The following is a 14,489-nucleotide window of genomic DNA, read 5'->3' as shown; positions in this document are numbered from 1 at the left end:
CCCCGCCGCGCAACAGGAGGAGAACGCACGGCAGGGCACGGGCTCGACGGGGATCGCTTCCGATCAGCCGGAGGTCGCACCGAGTGCCACCGCTTCGGCGACACCGAGCTCCGCTCCGAGCACCGCGGCTCAGCCGCGCAACGACTGGGAGGCGTTCTCAGCGGGATGGACGGCGGCGGTCGACGCCTGGTTGACACCGGTCCTCGCTCCGATCGTCGGCGCAGTCGTCTTCCTCCTCGTCTGCCTGTTCGTCGCCCGTCTGCTCGTCTACCTGCCGATGAATCCGTGGGGACGGATCGGGTTCCGCAGGAACGCCGTCCTCCTCGCGGCGGGCGTCGCAGCGCTCCTTCTCGCCGCGATCGGCTTCGTGCTCATCGTCGGCGCCCTCGGTGCGGACGGTGCTCGGGCTCCTCGTCTCGAGCAGCCGGGGGACGACCCCGTGCCTGCGGTGCGACTGGTACTCCTCCCCGTACTGCTCGCGCTGTGGGGGAGCCTCGCCCTCTCGAGGGTCGCCGCCTCGCGACTGCGAGTCGCTGTCGTGATCGGGCCGGCCTCCGATGCCGCGACCGGGTCGCAGGCGCCGGAGGCTCAGATCGGGTCGGCGGCCGAGGACGTGCCGGCGACAGGGGCCGGAAGCGGCCAGGAGGGCGGGCAGTCGACCACCGCCGCGACTGCGGCAGGTCCGCGAGGGGCTGCTCCGTCTCCGCGAGCGGCCCCCTCCGCCCCTGACCTGTCGAAGAGCCAGTCGGAGGTCGCGAAGCGTTTCGCGGCGGGAGTCAGGACGCTCTGCAGAAGTGATGCCGGATCGATCGAGCTCCCGGCTCCCGGCGACAGCGTCGAAGCACTCGTGCGTCGAGCGATCGAGGATCTTCCCGTCACAGGAGTGCCGATCGCCGGAAAGCTCGCCGTGCCGGCGAGGCTCGTCGGGGCGGCGAAGGCCGCGATCCTGTGGTTCTCGGCCCTGACGCCGTGGGTCGTCACCGTGACAGTCGTCAGCGACGACGTGCATCTGACGGTGCGCCGCAACGGGCGGGTGATCCTCGACGAGTCGATGGACGACAGCGAGTGGGAGCTTCCGCTGGCTCGGACCGGGGAGGAACGGGAGCGCGACAGGATCCTTCTCGCGGCGGCCTCCTTCGTCATCGCCGCAGCTCGAGCGCATCCCGGCTTCGGGTCACTCGCCGGGGCGTCGGACGCGCACGCCCTGGCGTTGCACTCCATCGCCACGACACGTTTCCGATACGACCGCGAGTCGGCCCTTCGGCTGCTGACGCTGGCCAGGGAGCGCGATCCAGGGAATCTCGCCGTCGAAGTGGCACTGCAGCGGACCCGATTCCGTCTGGCGGGCGACCGTGCCGCCATCCACGCGTACCGGGACTGGTTGTGGGAGTTCGACGAGCAGCGCCGATTCGATTTCCACGGCTCCGGGCGCGCGGTCGTCGATCTGCGCTGTCGTGTACTCGCGACCTATCTCGCTCTCGCCAGAAACGGAGGGGAATCGCCCGAGCGCTACGAGACGGCTCTCAAACGACTGCACTCGCTCGTCTTCCTCCGAGGCGCCTTCCTGAGGTGGCCGTTCCGCCGACGCGCGAGCCGTGCGCTGCGGGAGGGGATCCGTGCGGAGCTCGCAGTCAGTGCAGCGGTGACCCTCGCGGAGCAGGACCCGGCCGAGACGGCGGACTCCCGCCGCCACCACGCCTTCTCGATGGCGGCTGGAACATCGGTGGTACTCGCTCCCGGAGCGACCCTCTGGGAGTGCGTCTGCCTCGCGAAGGCGGGTGGGGCACCTGAGCCGCAGAGGAGGTGGTGCACCTGCGACCCCGCTTCCCGACCGAGGGTGAGCCTCGTGTCGGCGACCGCGGTGACCTGTGAGTCGGGCGTGCTCGGCTTTATCCCCCGAGGCGCCGTCGGACCGCGACTCTCCCTGCCCGAGGGGACCCAGATCCGGGTGGAGCCGGGTACGCGCCTCTCGACGGTCCCCGCCGGAACGATCGTGATGACCCCGAGCGGTCGGCGGGTGATCTACTCGGGGACACTCGTCGTCGCCTCCGCGTCCGTCGTCTGCTCCGGCAGGACGCCCGTCCGACCGCGCACGGCGGGGGCCCACCTCGTCGCTCGAGTCTGGGACACGGCCGTCGCAGACCTACTGCTCGGCACCCGGTGGCGGGATCGCTGGCTCCGTCGCGCCATGGCGCACTCCGATCCGCCGATCGCGTACAGCGCGGCGTGCATGCTGTCGCGAGGCGGCTCGATCTCTCCGAGAGCGATCGAGCTCTTCCGGACCGCCTGCGAGCAGTCGGCGATCCGCGCATGGATCCCGCACGACCCGGAGCTCGATATTCCCGCGGGCCGCTCACCCGCCCGTGAACCCGTCCTCGAGTGGCGGGACGTCCTGGTCGTGTCACGCCACTACGGGTGGAGGTGGCGTTCTGATCCGGTCATCGACGAACTCAGTCGTCGCCTCGGTCTGATCGAGGGCCGCGAACCGTGGGAGGGCCTGCCGCCGGAGTCGGAGCAGGAGGTCGCCCTCATCGCGTCCTCCGAGAGGGTCCGGAAGGAGCGCGAGAGGATCGGCAAGGAGAGGAAGTCGTTCGCCGACCTGATCGACAGAGCCGACAGCGCGCGCGGCCCGATCGATCTCGCTTCGCCGTCGCCTTCTCGGCGCGATCTCGCTCTGCGCACACGTCTCGTCCGGCTGCTCCTCCTCGCAGGCATCCGGTCCAGGGAAGACGTCACGCCTCGGCGCCTCTCCATGCTCGAGGACGCCATCGAGCGAGTCGTCCGCGACGTTCTCGTCAAGACGGCCCCCGATGTCCACGGGCCTCAGGCGCCACTGGATCAGCGCCTCGCCCTCGATCGGACGAACGACTGGCTCCGATCCCTCGCGCCTGACGAGTCCGAGGAGCGTGAGGCCGCTGAGGGAGTCCCCCGATCGACCTCGGGATCCCGCACCTCGCGATCCCGCACCTCGCGCACCCGCGCTCGGCGTACTCGCGGTGGGTGGAGAGGAGTCAGACGACGATCGTCCCTGTAGCCCTCTTCTGTCCTCTCCGGGTCGGCCGCGGAGCGAGTTCCGCTTGCACCCCTGTCCGCATCAGGGCACTGTCGTCCCAGGGCCCGCCGAGCACTGGAGACCGATGGACGACGAGAATCTGCTCGCAGCACTGCACCGCGGTCGTCCGGGCACTCTGGCCGAGGCGGCCGAGCTCACCCACCTCGATCCGTCCGAGGTGGCGGCGGGGGCCGAGCGGCTCCGCGGCCGAGGGCTGCTGGCGGGCGAGGGCGAGCTGCTCTCCTACGTCCCGCCGGCCGAGTGGGCCGGCCTGCGGATCGCGCAGCACACGGCGGCGGCCCGCCGCGCCACCCGGGAGTCGACCGACGGCATCGAGGGCATCGTGGCCGAGCTGCAGGGCCTGCTCGGAGCCTGGTCGGTCGGCGAGGTGTCCGGCGACCTCGTGCCCACCCTCCTGCGCCACGGACCGCACGCCTCCGAGGACCTCTGGTTCGATCTCGTCCGCCGCGACTCCGGAACCCTCATCGCGGTCCTGCCGGATGTCGAGCGCTTCCTCGATCCGCCGACCGAGCGGGCGCTGCGCTTCGGACGCGCACTGGCCGCTAAGGACCGCGTGCGGGTCATCATCCCGTCCGAGGGGATCCGCGACCCGCGCGTGCTCGCCCGGATCGAGGCGTACCAGCAGGCGGGCGTGGAGTACCGGCTGCTCGAGACCCCGCCCAGCTGGTTCTGGGTCGACGGCGAGTACCTGGCGGTGCCGTTCGAGTGGGGCGAGACCCGGCCGACGAGCGTGCTGGGCCTGCGGCATCCCGCCCTCGCCGGGCTGGTCGGCTCGTACTTCGAGGAGCTCTGGCGGCAGGCCGTCCCGGTGGACGCCGTCGAGGAGCACTGGACCCCGCTCCTGCGCCTGATGCGCACGGGCATCACCCTCGAGACCGCGTCCTACCGGCTCGGCATCAATCCGCGCACCGGCCGTCGTCGGGTCGCCGCCGCCATGGAGCACCACGGGGTCTCCACCCTGTTCGCGCTCGGGGCGGCCTGGGCGGTCGACTACCGCTCAGCGGGGGCCGAGTCGGGCACCTGACGCGGTGCGCGCCCGCTCGTCGTGGGCGGGGCCGGCGGCCCGGCGCTCCCGTCCGTCCGTAGGATCGGGTCATGGCCAGGGGGACGCGCTCGCACCGCACGCAGGCCTACCTCCAGGAGCACCCCTGGGCGCTGTCGCTCGTCAGCGCCGTCTTCGTGCTCGCGATCGTGGTCCTGGCGGCCGACGCCGGCTGGGACCTCCAGGCAGACATCGGCGGTTCGCGCCGCCACGCCCCGCTGTGGTTCGTGCTCCTGCTCGGTCTGCCGCTGTTCGGCGCCGGAGTGGTGATGGGAGTCGTGCAGCAGGTCCGGCTCCTGATCCACCGGTCCGCGGCGCCGGCCGCGCCGGGAGCCGACGGCACGCCGAGCGATGATCGGCGGCGCCTCCGCAGCGAGGGACCGGGGTGGCTGAGCCGGCGGGGCGAGGTCGGGGACGACGACCCCCCGAGCGCTGCATGAGCGACCGGCGCGCCGGTGCGCCGACCCCGGCCGCCGTGGCCGTGCTGCGCATCTCCCTGGCACTCGTCGTCCTCGGGGTCCTCGGCTACGCGTACGGCCTCCGCCTCGCCGCCGGTGACGGCGCCCCGCTCGACTACTTCGGCTACTTCACGAATCAGACGAGCGCCCTCTTCGCCGTCGTGCTCCTCGCGTCCGGCGCGATCGCGATCGCCGGGCAGCGCCCGTCGGCGGCGTTCGATCTCGTCCGGGGCATCGCGACGGCGTCGTTGATCGTGGTCGGCGCGATCTACAACACCCTCGTCCCGGGCACCGGATCCGCCCCGACCTGGGTCAGCGTGCTCCTGCACGTCGTGCTCCCGCTGCTCGCGGTCCTCGACTGGGCGCTGGTCGCCGACCGCCGCCGGCTGCGCTGGTCCGCCCTGCCCGTCGTCCTGGTCCACCCGCTCGTGTGGCTCGTCGTCGTCCTGATCCGCGGACGCACGGACGGCTGGGTCCCCTACGGCTTCCTGCTTCCCGCGAACGGCGCGCCGTCCCTCGTCCTCCACGTCGTCGGCCTCTCCGCCGCCGTGCTCGCGGCAGGAGCGGCGGTGTGGGCGCTCAGCCGTCGTGGCTTCCGCCCAGCAGCTCGTCCACGCGGGTGACGGGCAGCCCGAACGACTCCGCGACCGCCGCGTTCACCACGTGCCCCTCGTGGATGCTGAGGCCCTTCGCCAGGGACGGGTCGGCCGACAGCGCCCCCTCCCATCCGCGGTCGGCCAGAGCCACGACGTAGGGGAGCGTCGCGTTCGTGAGGGCGCGCGTCGAGGTCTCGGGAACTGCACCGGGCATGTTCGCCACGCAGTAGTAGACGCTGTCGTGCACCGCGAAGACGGGATCGTCGTGCGTGGTCGGCCGCGAGCCCTCGAAGCAGCCGCCCTGGTCGATCGCGATGTCGACCAGCACGGAGCCCGCCTTCATGGTGGCGACCATCTCGTCCGTCACGAGCTTCGGAGCGCGTGCCCCCGGGATCAGGACGGAGCCGACGACCAGATCGGCCTCGGCGACCTGGGCGGCGATCTCGTAGGTCGACGACGCCCGGGTCTGCACCGCGCCGCCGAACCGGTTCTCGAGCTCGCGCAGGCGGGGGAGCGACAGGTCGACGACGGTGACGTCCGCGCCCATCCCGAGGGCGTTGGCCGCGGCGTGCTCTCCGGCGACTCCTCCGCCGATCACCACGACCTTCGCCTTGGGTGTGCCGGGCACTCCGCCCAGGAGCGTGCCGCGCCCTCCGGTCGGGCTCATCAGGTGGTACGCCCCGACGGTGATCGAGAGGCGCCCCGCGACCTCGCTCATCGGCGAGAGCAGCGGCAGCCGGCGATCGGGGAGCTGCACCGTCTCGTAGGCGATCGCGGTGGTGCCGGAGGCGAGCAGCGCGTCGGTGCAGTCGCGCGACGCCGCCAGGTGCAGGTAGGTGAAGAGCACCTGCCCCGAGCGCATCCGCGGGTACTCCGCCGCGATCGGCTCCTTGACCTTCAGGATCAGGTCCGCCTCGCCCCAGACCTCGTCGGCGTCCGCGGCGAGCCGGGCTCCGGCGGCGGTGAAGTCCTCGTCGCGGAGGTGCGAGCCCAGGCCCGCGCCGGACTGCACGAGCACGTCGTGCCCGCGCCGGACGAGCTCGTGGACGCCGGCGGGCGTCGCGGCGACGCGGCTCTCGTTGTTCTTGATCTCGCTGGGGATCCCGATGCGCATGACGGCTCCTCGACTCGCGGGCGCCCGAGGTGCGGCGCCCGGCACTGGGCGGTGGACGCCGATCCTGCGCCGACGTCGGTCCTATCGTGCGAAGATCGTGTTCCGAACAGATGACGTTCCGCAGGATCGTCGATGATCGCCGCCAGATCCGCAGGATCAGCGGTGCGAGAACAGGTGGGGCGGATGAGACCGAAGGATCTGCACGACCTCGGCGATCTCGACCCGGTCGATCGCACGCTGGTCCGGCTGCTGCGCGCGGATGCCCGGACGCCCAACAGCCGCCTCGCCGAGCAGGCCGGCATCGCGGCGTCCACGTGCGTCTCGCGGGTGCGCTCGCTCCTGGACCGCGGCATCATCACGGGCTTCACCGCCGAGCTCGACCCGGCCGCGCTCGGACTCGCACTGCAGGCCCTGATCAGCGTCAGCATCCGCGTCGGTCAGCGCCAGGCGATCACGCGGTTCGCCGATGAGATCCGGGCGCTGCCCGAGGTCGTCCAGCTCTTCTTCCTCGGCGGCTCCGAGGACTTCATCATCCACGTCGCGGTCCGCGACTCGAACGATGTGCGCGACTTCGTGGTGTCGAACCTGTCGGCGCACCCGGCGGTGGCGTCGACCCGTACGAGCATCGTGTTCGACCACCACCGCAAGGGCCCGGCGGTCCCGGAGTAGCGCGGCCGGCGAGCGGTCAGTGCGCTCCGGGGTTCATCTCGCCGTCGCTGCGCTGGTCCAGCCCGGGGATCCGCTTCGCGAGCCCGGCGATGCTCTCCTCCGGGATCTCGATGCGCGTGTCGCGCAGCCGCTGGCGCAGCAGTGCCTCCGGGTCCTCGTCGGGCCGCAGCTGGAGGTCTCCGGCGACCTGGAGCAGGATCCCCTGCACCTTCTCGTCCTGGACCGCGTCGTCGCTGCCGTGCTGGATCGGGTGGTCCTGGGATGCGTTCGTCATGCCTCCATGCTTCCACCCCGCGCAGGGCTCGGCGAGCACTTGCGGACGCCGCCGCGCGGCAGGATGGAGTCATGCCGTTCACCCGCGCCGAGCTCGCCTCGTTCCGCGACCGCACCGTCGAGGACCTGCTGGGGCCCCGCGTCCGGCTCCTGTTCGTCGGCATCAACCCCGGGCTCTGGACGGCGGCGACGGGCGCGCACTTCGCCCATCCCGGCAACCGCTTCTACCCGGCGCTGCTCGCGGCAGGGATCCTCGAGCGGCCGATGCGCGTGTCGGAGGGGATGAGCGAGGACGACCGCCGCCTCCTGATCGAGCGCGGCGTCGGCATCACGAATCTGGCCTCCCGCGCCACCGCGCGAGCCGACGAGCTGACGGCGGCCGAGCTCCGCGCCGGAGCGGACCGACTGGTCGCCACGGTCGAGCGCGTCCGCCCGTCGGTCGTGGCGATGGTCGGGATCACCGCCTACCGCGCCGCGTTCGGCCGCCGCACCGCGAAGCAGGGCCGTCAGGAGGAGGGCATCGCGGGAGTCCCGCTCTGGGTGCTCCCCAACCCGAGCGGTCTGAACGCGCACGACACCACGGCCACGCTCGGCCGCGCGTACCGCGAGCCGGCCCTCGCCGCCGGGGTCGTGCCGCCGGAGGTCGAGGAGGCCGATATCGTCCTGAACGGCGCCGTCGAGGAATAGTCCTCGTCGCCGGGAGGTTGCAGAAGTCCATGAGTACGCATGAAGTGAAGTTCGGGGTCGACACGTTCGGCGACGTCACCCGCGGCGCCGACGGCGCCCTGCTCCCGCACGGCCAGGTGCTGCGCGACGTCGTCGAGGAGGGCGTCCACGCGGACGCCGTCGGCATCGACTTCTTCGGCATCGGCGAGCACCACCGCGCCGACTTCGCGGTCAGCGCGCCCGACGTGGTCCTCGCCGCGATCGCGGGGCGGACCGAGCGCATCCACCTCGGCTCCGCGGTCACGGTCCTCTCCTCCGACGACCCCGTGCGGGTCTACCAGCGCTTCGCGACGCTCGACGGCCTCTCCGGCGGCCGCGCCGAGGTCATCCTCGGCCGCGGCTCCTTCACCGAGTCCTTCCCGCTCTTCGGTCTCGACCTCTCCCAGTACGAACTCCTCTTCGAGGAGAAGCTGGAGCTGTTCCACGCGCTCGTCGAGGGCGGTCCGGTCACCTGGGAGGGTCGCACCCGCGCCGCGCTCACCCAGCAGAGCGTCTATCCGTCCGTCGAGAGCGGACGGCGCCTGCGCACCTGGATCGGCGTGGGCGGCAGCCCGGAGTCGGTGGTGCGCGCGGCGCGCTTCGGCTTCCCGCTCGTGCTCGCGATCATCGGCGGATCGCCCGCGCGGTTCCGCCCCTACGTCGATCTGTTCGGCCGTGCGCTCGACCAGCTCGAGCAGCCCCGGCTCCCGGTCGCCGTGCACTCGCCGGGCTTCGTCGCCGACACCGACGAGGAGGCGCGCGAGCTCTACTTCCCGCACTACAAGGGCATGGCCGACGCCATCGGCCGCGAGCGCGGCTGGTCCCCGCTCACCCCCGAGCGCTTCGCGGAGGAAGCGGGCCCCGACGGCGCCCTGCACGTGGGATCGCCCGAGACCGTGGCCCGCAAGATCGCGAACACGATCGGCGCCCTGGGCATCGACCGCTTCGACCTCAAGTACAGCGCGGGCACCCTCCCGCACGCCGCGATCATGCACAACCTCGAGCTCTACGGCACCCGCGTGATCCCGATGGTGCGCGAGATGCTCGCCGAGGGCTGAGCAGCCGCTCGCGGCGCGTTCCGAGCGGGTGCGGTGCGGGCTCCCATCGGGCACCCGGCCCCCGCCGATATGCTCGAGGACCCGGTGCCCGCACCGCCCCCGACCCCTCCGGAAGACCATGCCCGACAGCCACGCCGCCCGCACGCCCTACGAGGTCCTCGGCGTCCCCGCGACCGCGTCCGACGACGAGCTGAGGAAGGCGTACCGCCGCCTGCTCCGCGAGACCCACCCGGACACGGGCGGGGACGCCGCCTCGTTCCACGCCGTCCAGCTCGCCTGGGAGCGGATCGGCAGCGCCTCCGCGCGGAGCGACTACGACCGCGGAGCTCCGGCTCCGGGGGCGCAGTCGCCGCAGTCGCCCTACACCGGCTCGCCTCGCCCGCAGACGGCCTCGGCCGTCCGGGCCCGCTCCTACGGCCACCCGGGCGGAGCGGCGCGCGAGTACTACCTGCGCCTCGTGCGCGAGTGGCTCGGCCGCGGTGTCGACGTCGACGATCCGTTCGATCCCGCGATCGTCCGCTCGGCCCCGCGCGAGGTGCGCAGCTGGCTGGCCAAGGCGCAGGCCGAGGAGGCGACCGCGTCCCTCGTCGCCTCCCTCGGCATCGCGTACACGGTCTGGAACGACGTCGCCGTCGGCGACGGCGGGCTCAAGGTCGACCACGTCGTGCTCGGACCGTCGGGCCTTCTCGCCCTCACCTCGGCGGACTGGGGCGATCCCGTCCGCTTGCGCAAGGGCGAGCTCGAGGGCCCGGGCATCCGGGAGGACGAGAAGCCGATCGCGTCGCTGTCCAAGGCGGCGCGCCGCCTCGGCCGCGAGCTCGGAGTCCGCTTCTCCGCGAGCGTCGTGGTGGTGCCGGACGACGGGCTCGAGCAGCCCTACGAGCAGGTCGAGCGCGGCCGCCACCAGGGCGCCGTGGTGATCCGGCGCTCGCTCCTGCCGCAGTTGCTGCGCTCGGGAACCGACGATCGGCTCGGCGGCTACGGCGAGTCGTTCGAGGTCCGCACCCGCGTGCAGAACCGCGTCCGCTTCGTCTGACGCGGCGCTAGCCGCCTCCGCCGACCCGTGCAAGGGGTTAGCACGCGCCGGGGTCGCCGCGCACGATGGGACGGTGCCCGCGGGCACGCCCCACGAGCGGAACGAGGAGCGACCATGGTGCGATTCGGATACACCCTGATGACGGAGCAGAGCGGACCCAAGCAGCTGGTCGGCTACGCGGTCGACGCCGAGCGGCACGGCTTCGAGTTCGCGGTCTCGAGCGACCACTACTCGCCGTGGCTGACCGAGCAGGGCCACGCCTCCTACGCCTGGACGATGCTCGGCGCGGTCGCGCAGGCCACCTCGACCATCGACCTCACGACCTACGTCACCGCCCCGACGATCCGCTACCACCCCGCGGTCGTCGCGCAGAAGGCGGCGACCCTCGCGATCCTCTCCGACGACCGCTTCACCCTGGGCCTGGGCTCGGGGGAGAACCTCAACGAGCACGTGGTCGGCGAGGGCTGGCCCGCGGTCTCGGTCCGCCAGGACATGCTCGAGGAGGCGGTGCACATCATCCGCGCGCTGCACACCGGCGAGCTGGTCACCTGGGAGGGCGAGTACTTCCGCGTCGACTCGGCGCGGATCTGGGACCTGCCCGACCGGCCCGTCGAGATCGGCCTCGCCGTCTCGGGCGAGAAGTCGATCGAGCGCTTCGCCCCGCTGGGCGACCACCTCATCACCACCGAGCCCGACGCCGAGCTGATCTCGCAGTGGACCGCGGTCCGCGGAGCCGACGCCGCGCCCTCGCGCACCATCGGCCAGATCCCGATCTGCTGGGCGCCGGACAAGGAGCAGGGCATCGCCCTCGCGCACGAGCAGTTCCGCTGGTTCGCCGGCGGCTGGTCCGTGAACGCCGACCTCCCGACCCCGGCGGGCTTCTCCGGAGCGTCGAAGTTCGTCCGTCCCGAGGACGTCGCCGAGCAGATCGCCTGCGGCCCCGACCTCGACGAGCTCGCCGAGAGCTTCGTCCCCTACATCGAGGCGGGCTTCACCGACATCGCCCTGGTCCAGGTCGGGGACGAGCTCCAGCAGCGCTTCCTCGACGAGGCGGCCGACGGCCTCCTCGAGCGGCTGCGGGCCCTCGCGCCGTGACCATCAGAAGCCGCGCAGGCGCTCGATCTCGCGGCGGTCGCGCTTCGTCGGCCGCCCGGCGCCCCGGTCGCGCTCGATGATCGCGGGCGCCGATTCGCGCGGCGGGGGCGGCGGAGTGAGATCCTCCGCGCACTCCGCGGCGATCGGCGCGCCGACGCGCTTCACGATCAGCCCGCGCACGATCAGGCGCCGGTCGAATCCGGCGATGCGCGCGCGGACCTCGTCGCCGACCTTCACGGTCTGCGCCGCCTTCGCACGCTCGCCGTTCACGCGGATGTGGCCCGCGCGAGCCGCCGACGTGGCGGCCGAGCGCGTCTTGTACACGCGGACCGCCCACAGCCAGGCGTCCACGCGCACGGCGCCGGTGACCGGGATCTGCATCCCACCAGTCTACGAACCCGAGCACGACGCGGTCCTCCCGGACCGCCCGACAAGGAGAACCTCATGAGCACCGACGGACCGAACACCGGATCGAACCCCAACGGCAGCACCTACACCGGCCAGGAGGACGCTCCCGTCGCGGAGGGCACCGCGACGAGCACCGCGGCGGGCACCTCGGCCGACGTGGGGATGAGCACGACGAGCGCCCGCTCCTCCGAGGGCGGCACCGGCGTCCCCACCCGCGGCGCGCCCCCGCACAGCGGTCTGCCGTCCGAGCTGCGCGACACGCCCTTCGAGCACGCCGGAGGCACGTTCTCCCTCGTCCCGTCTGGACACGAGGAGTGGCAGGTCCGCCACCCCGACGGCCGCGCCGTCGGCACGCTGGCCGTCATCTCGCACGCGGGGGAGGAGTCGGAGGCCGTGTTCGTCTCCAGCCGTCTCGGATCCGAGGACGCCGTCGCCGAGGGCACCGACTGGCGCGGCCTGGTCTCGGCCGTCATCAACGACGAGGCCGCTGATCAGCGCGAGGGCGTCGATCTCGATCCCGCCGCCGTGCGCGTGCGCGGAGGCATGATCAGCCGCACGACGACGGACGTCACCGACCTCTCCTGAGCGCTCGGCCCCGGATCGACCGCGTCGTCAGCGGGCGAGCAGCGCCGCGTTGATCCTGGCCGACAGGGCAGGATCAACGCGGCGCTCCCGACCGTCGACGGCGCGGATCGGAGCGGCGTTGCGCGCGCTCGAGACCAGCCAGGCGGCGTCGGCGGCCTCCAGGTCCTCCTCGCGCAGCGCGCGGTGGGCGCCGTCCAGCCCCAGTCCCGGCGCCAGTGCGAAGAGATCCGCCTGCGTCGTCCCGGGCAGGAGCCCGAGGCTCGGCGGCGGAGTCAGCAGCACGCCGTCCGAGAGCAGCACGAGGTTCGACGTCGGACCCTCCAGCAGGAAGCCGTCGCTCGAGACGAACAGGGCGTCGTCGGCTCCGCGGCGCGCCGCCTCGCGGGCGGCCGCGCGGTTCACCGCGTACGACAGCGTCTTCGCCCCCGCGAGCAGCCAGGGCGACGTCTCGCGCACGTCGGAGCGGAGCCCGCGGTCCAGCAGCACGATGCGCACCCCCTCCCGCCTCGCCGAGGTGAAGTCCGGGCTCGTCTGCACGAAGACGACGCCCGTGGGGCGACCGGCGCCCTCGAGGCCGCGAGTCAGGATCGTCTTCACCATCGCCTCCGGCACCGGTGGGTGCGCGGCGACCGCGGTCCGGATCGCGAGGAGCCACGCCTCGCGGTCCGGGGCGACCAGCTCCAGCATCCGCGCCGAGCTCGCGAAGCGGTCGAGGTGGGCGTCGAGCGCCTGCAGCCGGCCGTCGACCAGGTTGATCGTCTCGAAGACCCCGTCGCCCCGGGTGAAGCCGAGGTCGGTGACGTCGATGCCGCCCACTCCGCTCGGGTCCACGACGACCGGGGAGGGGAGTCCGCGGGCCGGCGCCTCGGCGGACGGGCGATCGAGCAGGACGAGGGTCTCAGCGGGCATGGGCGGTGCGGTCCTTCCGGGCGGTGCTGCGGGGGGAGGGGCGGGGCAGGAGCACGATCACCAGCAGGGCGCCCAGGAGCGAGCCGAGCCCGTTCGACACGAGATCGCGGACGTCGGCGACGCGCGACGGCAGCCAGAGCAGCTGGATCGTCTCGACGAGCACCGAGACGCCGAGCCCCGTCAGCGCGGCGAGGAGACGGCTGCGCGGCGGAAGCTGCGCGGCGAGCAGGGCGCCCAGCGGCACGAGCATCAGCACATTGGCGGTGAACTCGGCGACGTCGTAGTCGAACCACGCGGTCAGCGGAGTGGACCCGAGGAACGCGATGATCGAGCGCACGAGCTCGGACGGCTCACCGGCCGGGTAGGGGGCCGGCGTCAGCGTGATCAGCGCGATCACGCCGATCCAGAGCACGGTCGCGAGGCGGAGGACTCCCGAGCGGCGCATCGTCCGATTCTGCCAGTCACGCGGCGTCCCGCCGTCCGGCTCGCCCGGCGCGGTGTGCCAGGCTGGAGGGCATGACCGGCAACGACAGCGGCGGCGACGCCGCCCTTCCGCGCCACCCCTTCGACGCGTCGCTCGGCGACGGCTGGGTCGAGATCGGGGACGGGCGCCGGTTCTGGGGCCGCTTCGGCGCCGCCGGACTGCTGCTGCGCGATCCCGACGGCCGCATCCTCCTGCAGCACCGCGTCGCGTGGAGCCACTTCGGCGGCACCTGGGGCCTGCCCGGCGGCGCACGGCACCCGGAGGAGAGCGCCTTCGAGGCGGCCCTGCGGGAGTCGGCCGAGGAGGCGGGCGTCCCGGTCGCGATCGTCGTGCCCGACGCCGCGAGCGTCGTGACCATCGGGCCGTGGAGCTACACGACGGTCCTCGCGCACGCGCTCGAGCACTTCGAGCCCGTGATCACCGACGCCGAGAGCACCGAGCTGCGCTGGGTCGCTCCGGACGACGTGGACTCGCTCCCGCTGCATCCGGGCTTCGGCGCCTCCTGGAGCGGGCTCCGCGACCTCGATGCAGCTCTGCCGGTGCTCGTCGTCGATGCCGCGAACGTCGTCGGCTCCCGGCCCGACGGCTGGTGGCGCGACCGCGCCGGAGCGGCCGAGCGGCTCCTTCTCGGCCTCGCCCGGCTGAGCGTCGACGGACTGCCCGGAGCCGTGCTCGGCGTCGACGCCGACCGGGTCTGGCCGCTGATCGCGGTCGTGCTCGAGGGAGCCGCGCGGGACGCCGGTTCCGGCGCGGCCCTCGCTGCGTCCGCGCCGGGCCGCCTCCGCATCGAGTCGGCCGAGGGGTCCGGCGACGACGCGATCGTCGCCCTGGTCGCGGGTCTGCACGCCCCCGCCCGCGTCGTCACCGCCGACCGGGGACTCGTCGCCCGCATCGAGGCGCTCGGAGCGAGCGCCGTCGGGCCCCGCGCCCTGCTCGACCGCCTCGCCGCGGAGGACCAGGCGGGCCACCGGGAATAGCCGCGCT

At 73.1% G+C, this 14,489-nt stretch carries 16 protein-coding genes; 11 read left to right on the top strand and 5 right to left on the bottom strand.

Annotation, left to right across the window (positions count from 1 at the left end):
- The first annotated feature begins 190 nt into the window (after nucleotides 1-190).
- From AC0CID_RS05220 to AC0CID_RS05205, 4 genes are all read left to right on the top strand, one after another.
- A complete protein-coding gene (locus AC0CID_RS05220) occupies nucleotides 191-3,034 on the top strand; it encodes a hypothetical protein (RefSeq protein WP_465225991.1) in 2,844 nt (947 codons plus the stop codon).
- A gap of 103 nt (nucleotides 3,035-3,137) precedes the next feature.
- The gene (locus AC0CID_RS05215; protein WP_465225990.1) at nucleotides 3,138-4,097 is read left to right on the top strand and encodes a hypothetical protein; all 960 of its coding nucleotides are present in this window, start codon (nucleotides 3,138-3,140) and stop codon (nucleotides 4,095-4,097) included.
- A 71-nt stretch (nucleotides 4,098-4,168) separates the two neighbouring features.
- A complete protein-coding gene (locus AC0CID_RS05210; RefSeq protein WP_465225989.1) occupies nucleotides 4,169-4,555 on the top strand; it encodes a hypothetical protein in 387 nt (128 codons plus the stop codon).
- Entirely contained in the window at nucleotides 4,552-5,196 is a 645-nt protein-coding gene (locus AC0CID_RS05205) for a Pr6Pr family membrane protein (protein ID WP_465225988.1), read from the top strand. The genes AC0CID_RS05210 and AC0CID_RS05205 overlap by 4 nt, the downstream gene beginning before the upstream one ends.
- Here the strand turns inward: AC0CID_RS05205 and ald are convergent.
- The gene (gene ald, locus AC0CID_RS05200; protein ID WP_465225987.1) at nucleotides 5,153-6,283 is read right to left on the bottom strand and encodes an alanine dehydrogenase; all 1,131 of its coding nucleotides are present in this window, start codon (nucleotides 6,281-6,283) and stop codon (nucleotides 5,153-5,155) included. The genes AC0CID_RS05205 and ald overlap by 44 nt on opposite strands.
- 183 nt (nucleotides 6,284-6,466) lie before the next feature.
- On the opposite strand from ald, the gene AC0CID_RS05195 reads away from it, so the two are divergent.
- Nucleotides 6,467-6,952 (top strand): Lrp/AsnC family transcriptional regulator, encoded by a 486-nt coding sequence (locus tag AC0CID_RS05195; protein ID WP_207406350.1) that lies wholly within the window; start codon nucleotides 6,467-6,469, stop codon nucleotides 6,950-6,952.
- A 16-nt stretch (nucleotides 6,953-6,968) separates the two neighbouring features.
- Here AC0CID_RS05195 and AC0CID_RS05190 read toward each other — a convergent pair whose 3' ends face one another.
- Nucleotides 6,969-7,226, bottom strand: coding sequence for a hypothetical protein (locus tag AC0CID_RS05190; RefSeq protein WP_465225986.1), 258 nt, complete (start codon nucleotides 7,224-7,226; stop codon nucleotides 6,969-6,971).
- A 71-nt stretch (nucleotides 7,227-7,297) separates the two neighbouring features.
- Between AC0CID_RS05190 and AC0CID_RS05185 the strand changes: the two genes are divergently transcribed.
- The 4 genes from AC0CID_RS05185 to AC0CID_RS05170 all read left to right on the top strand — a co-directional run bounded on the left by AC0CID_RS05185 (nucleotide 7,298) and on the right by AC0CID_RS05170 (nucleotide 11,119).
- Nucleotides 7,298-7,912, top strand: coding sequence for a mismatch-specific DNA-glycosylase (locus tag AC0CID_RS05185; RefSeq protein ID WP_465225985.1), 615 nt, complete (start codon nucleotides 7,298-7,300; stop codon nucleotides 7,910-7,912).
- Nucleotides 7,913-7,941: 29 nt separating this feature from the next.
- Nucleotides 7,942-8,988, top strand: coding sequence for an LLM class flavin-dependent oxidoreductase (locus AC0CID_RS05180; protein WP_207406347.1), 1,047 nt, complete (start codon nucleotides 7,942-7,944; stop codon nucleotides 8,986-8,988).
- 118 nt (nucleotides 8,989-9,106) lie between these two features.
- Entirely contained in the window at nucleotides 9,107-10,024 is a 918-nt protein-coding gene (locus tag AC0CID_RS05175; protein WP_465225984.1) for a J domain-containing protein, read from the top strand.
- 114 nt (nucleotides 10,025-10,138) lie between these two features.
- Entirely contained in the window at nucleotides 10,139-11,119 is a 981-nt protein-coding gene (locus tag AC0CID_RS05170; RefSeq protein ID WP_207406345.1) for a TIGR03557 family F420-dependent LLM class oxidoreductase, read from the top strand.
- Nucleotides 11,120-11,122: 3 nt separating this feature from the next.
- Here the strand turns inward: AC0CID_RS05170 and AC0CID_RS05165 are convergent, their stop codons facing one another.
- Entirely contained in the window at nucleotides 11,123-11,500 is a 378-nt protein-coding gene (locus AC0CID_RS05165) for an RNA-binding S4 domain-containing protein (RefSeq protein WP_055794888.1), read from the bottom strand.
- 63 nt (nucleotides 11,501-11,563) lie between these two features.
- Here AC0CID_RS05165 and AC0CID_RS05160 point away from each other — a divergent pair, with 63 nt between their 5' ends.
- Entirely contained in the window at nucleotides 11,564-12,112 is a 549-nt protein-coding gene (locus tag AC0CID_RS05160; RefSeq protein WP_465225983.1) for a hypothetical protein, read from the top strand.
- Between the two features lie 27 nt (nucleotides 12,113-12,139).
- Here the strand turns inward: AC0CID_RS05160 and AC0CID_RS05155 are convergent, their stop codons facing one another.
- Nucleotides 12,140-13,021 carry an aminotransferase class IV gene (locus tag AC0CID_RS05155; RefSeq protein WP_465225982.1) on the bottom strand — a complete coding sequence of 294 codons (882 nt, stop codon included), beginning with the start codon at nucleotides 13,019-13,021 and terminating at the stop codon, nucleotides 12,140-12,142.
- Entirely contained in the window at nucleotides 13,011-13,466 is a 456-nt protein-coding gene (locus tag AC0CID_RS05150) for a VanZ family protein (RefSeq protein ID WP_465225981.1), read from the bottom strand. The genes AC0CID_RS05155 and AC0CID_RS05150 overlap by 11 nt, the downstream gene beginning before the upstream one ends.
- A 71-nt stretch (nucleotides 13,467-13,537) precedes the next feature.
- On the opposite strand from AC0CID_RS05150, the gene AC0CID_RS05145 reads away from it, so the two are divergent.
- A complete protein-coding gene (locus AC0CID_RS05145) occupies nucleotides 13,538-14,482 on the top strand; it encodes an NUDIX domain-containing protein (protein ID WP_465225980.1) in 945 nt (314 codons plus the stop codon).
- Nucleotides 14,483-14,489: the final 7 nt, after the last annotated feature.

The sequence above is a fragment of the Rathayibacter sp. AC451 genome (assembly GCF_979253095.1).
The sequence above is the reverse complement of the archived record's forward strand: the minus strand, read 5'-3'. Positions and strand labels throughout refer to the sequence as shown.

Coding starts and splice junctions, on each gene's coding strand:
- AC0CID_RS05215 (WP_465225990.1), top strand. CDS start 3,138: ATGGACGACGAGAATCTGCTCGCAGCACTGCACCGCGGTCGTCCGGGC.
- AC0CID_RS05185 (WP_465225985.1), top strand. CDS start 7,298: ATGCCGTTCACCCGCGCCGAGCTCGCCTCGTTCCGCGACCGCACCGTC.
- ald (WP_465225987.1), bottom strand. CDS start 6,283: ATGCGCATCGGGATCCCCAGCGAGATCAAGAACAACGAGAGCCGCGTC.
- AC0CID_RS05205 (WP_465225988.1), top strand. CDS start 4,552: ATGAGCGACCGGCGCGCCGGTGCGCCGACCCCGGCCGCCGTGGCCGTG.
- AC0CID_RS05160 (WP_465225983.1), top strand. CDS start 11,564: ATGAGCACCGACGGACCGAACACCGGATCGAACCCCAACGGCAGCACC.
- AC0CID_RS05155 (WP_465225982.1), bottom strand. CDS start 13,021: ATGCCCGCTGAGACCCTCGTCCTGCTCGATCGCCCGTCCGCCGAGGCG.
- AC0CID_RS05145 (WP_465225980.1), top strand. CDS start 13,538: ATGACCGGCAACGACAGCGGCGGCGACGCCGCCCTTCCGCGCCACCCC.
- AC0CID_RS05150 (WP_465225981.1), bottom strand. CDS start 13,466: ATGCGCCGCTCGGGAGTCCTCCGCCTCGCGACCGTGCTCTGGATCGGC.
- AC0CID_RS05180 (WP_207406347.1), top strand. CDS start 7,942: ATGAGTACGCATGAAGTGAAGTTCGGGGTCGACACGTTCGGCGACGTC.
- AC0CID_RS05190 (WP_465225986.1), bottom strand. CDS start 7,226: ATGACGAACGCATCCCAGGACCACCCGATCCAGCACGGCAGCGACGAC.
- AC0CID_RS05195 (WP_207406350.1), top strand. CDS start 6,467: ATGAGACCGAAGGATCTGCACGACCTCGGCGATCTCGACCCGGTCGAT.
- AC0CID_RS05165 (WP_055794888.1), bottom strand. CDS start 11,500: ATGCAGATCCCGGTCACCGGCGCCGTGCGCGTGGACGCCTGGCTGTGG.
- AC0CID_RS05175 (WP_465225984.1), top strand. CDS start 9,107: ATGCCCGACAGCCACGCCGCCCGCACGCCCTACGAGGTCCTCGGCGTC.
- AC0CID_RS05210 (WP_465225989.1), top strand. CDS start 4,169: ATGGCCAGGGGGACGCGCTCGCACCGCACGCAGGCCTACCTCCAGGAG.
- AC0CID_RS05170 (WP_207406345.1), top strand. CDS start 10,139: ATGGTGCGATTCGGATACACCCTGATGACGGAGCAGAGCGGACCCAAG.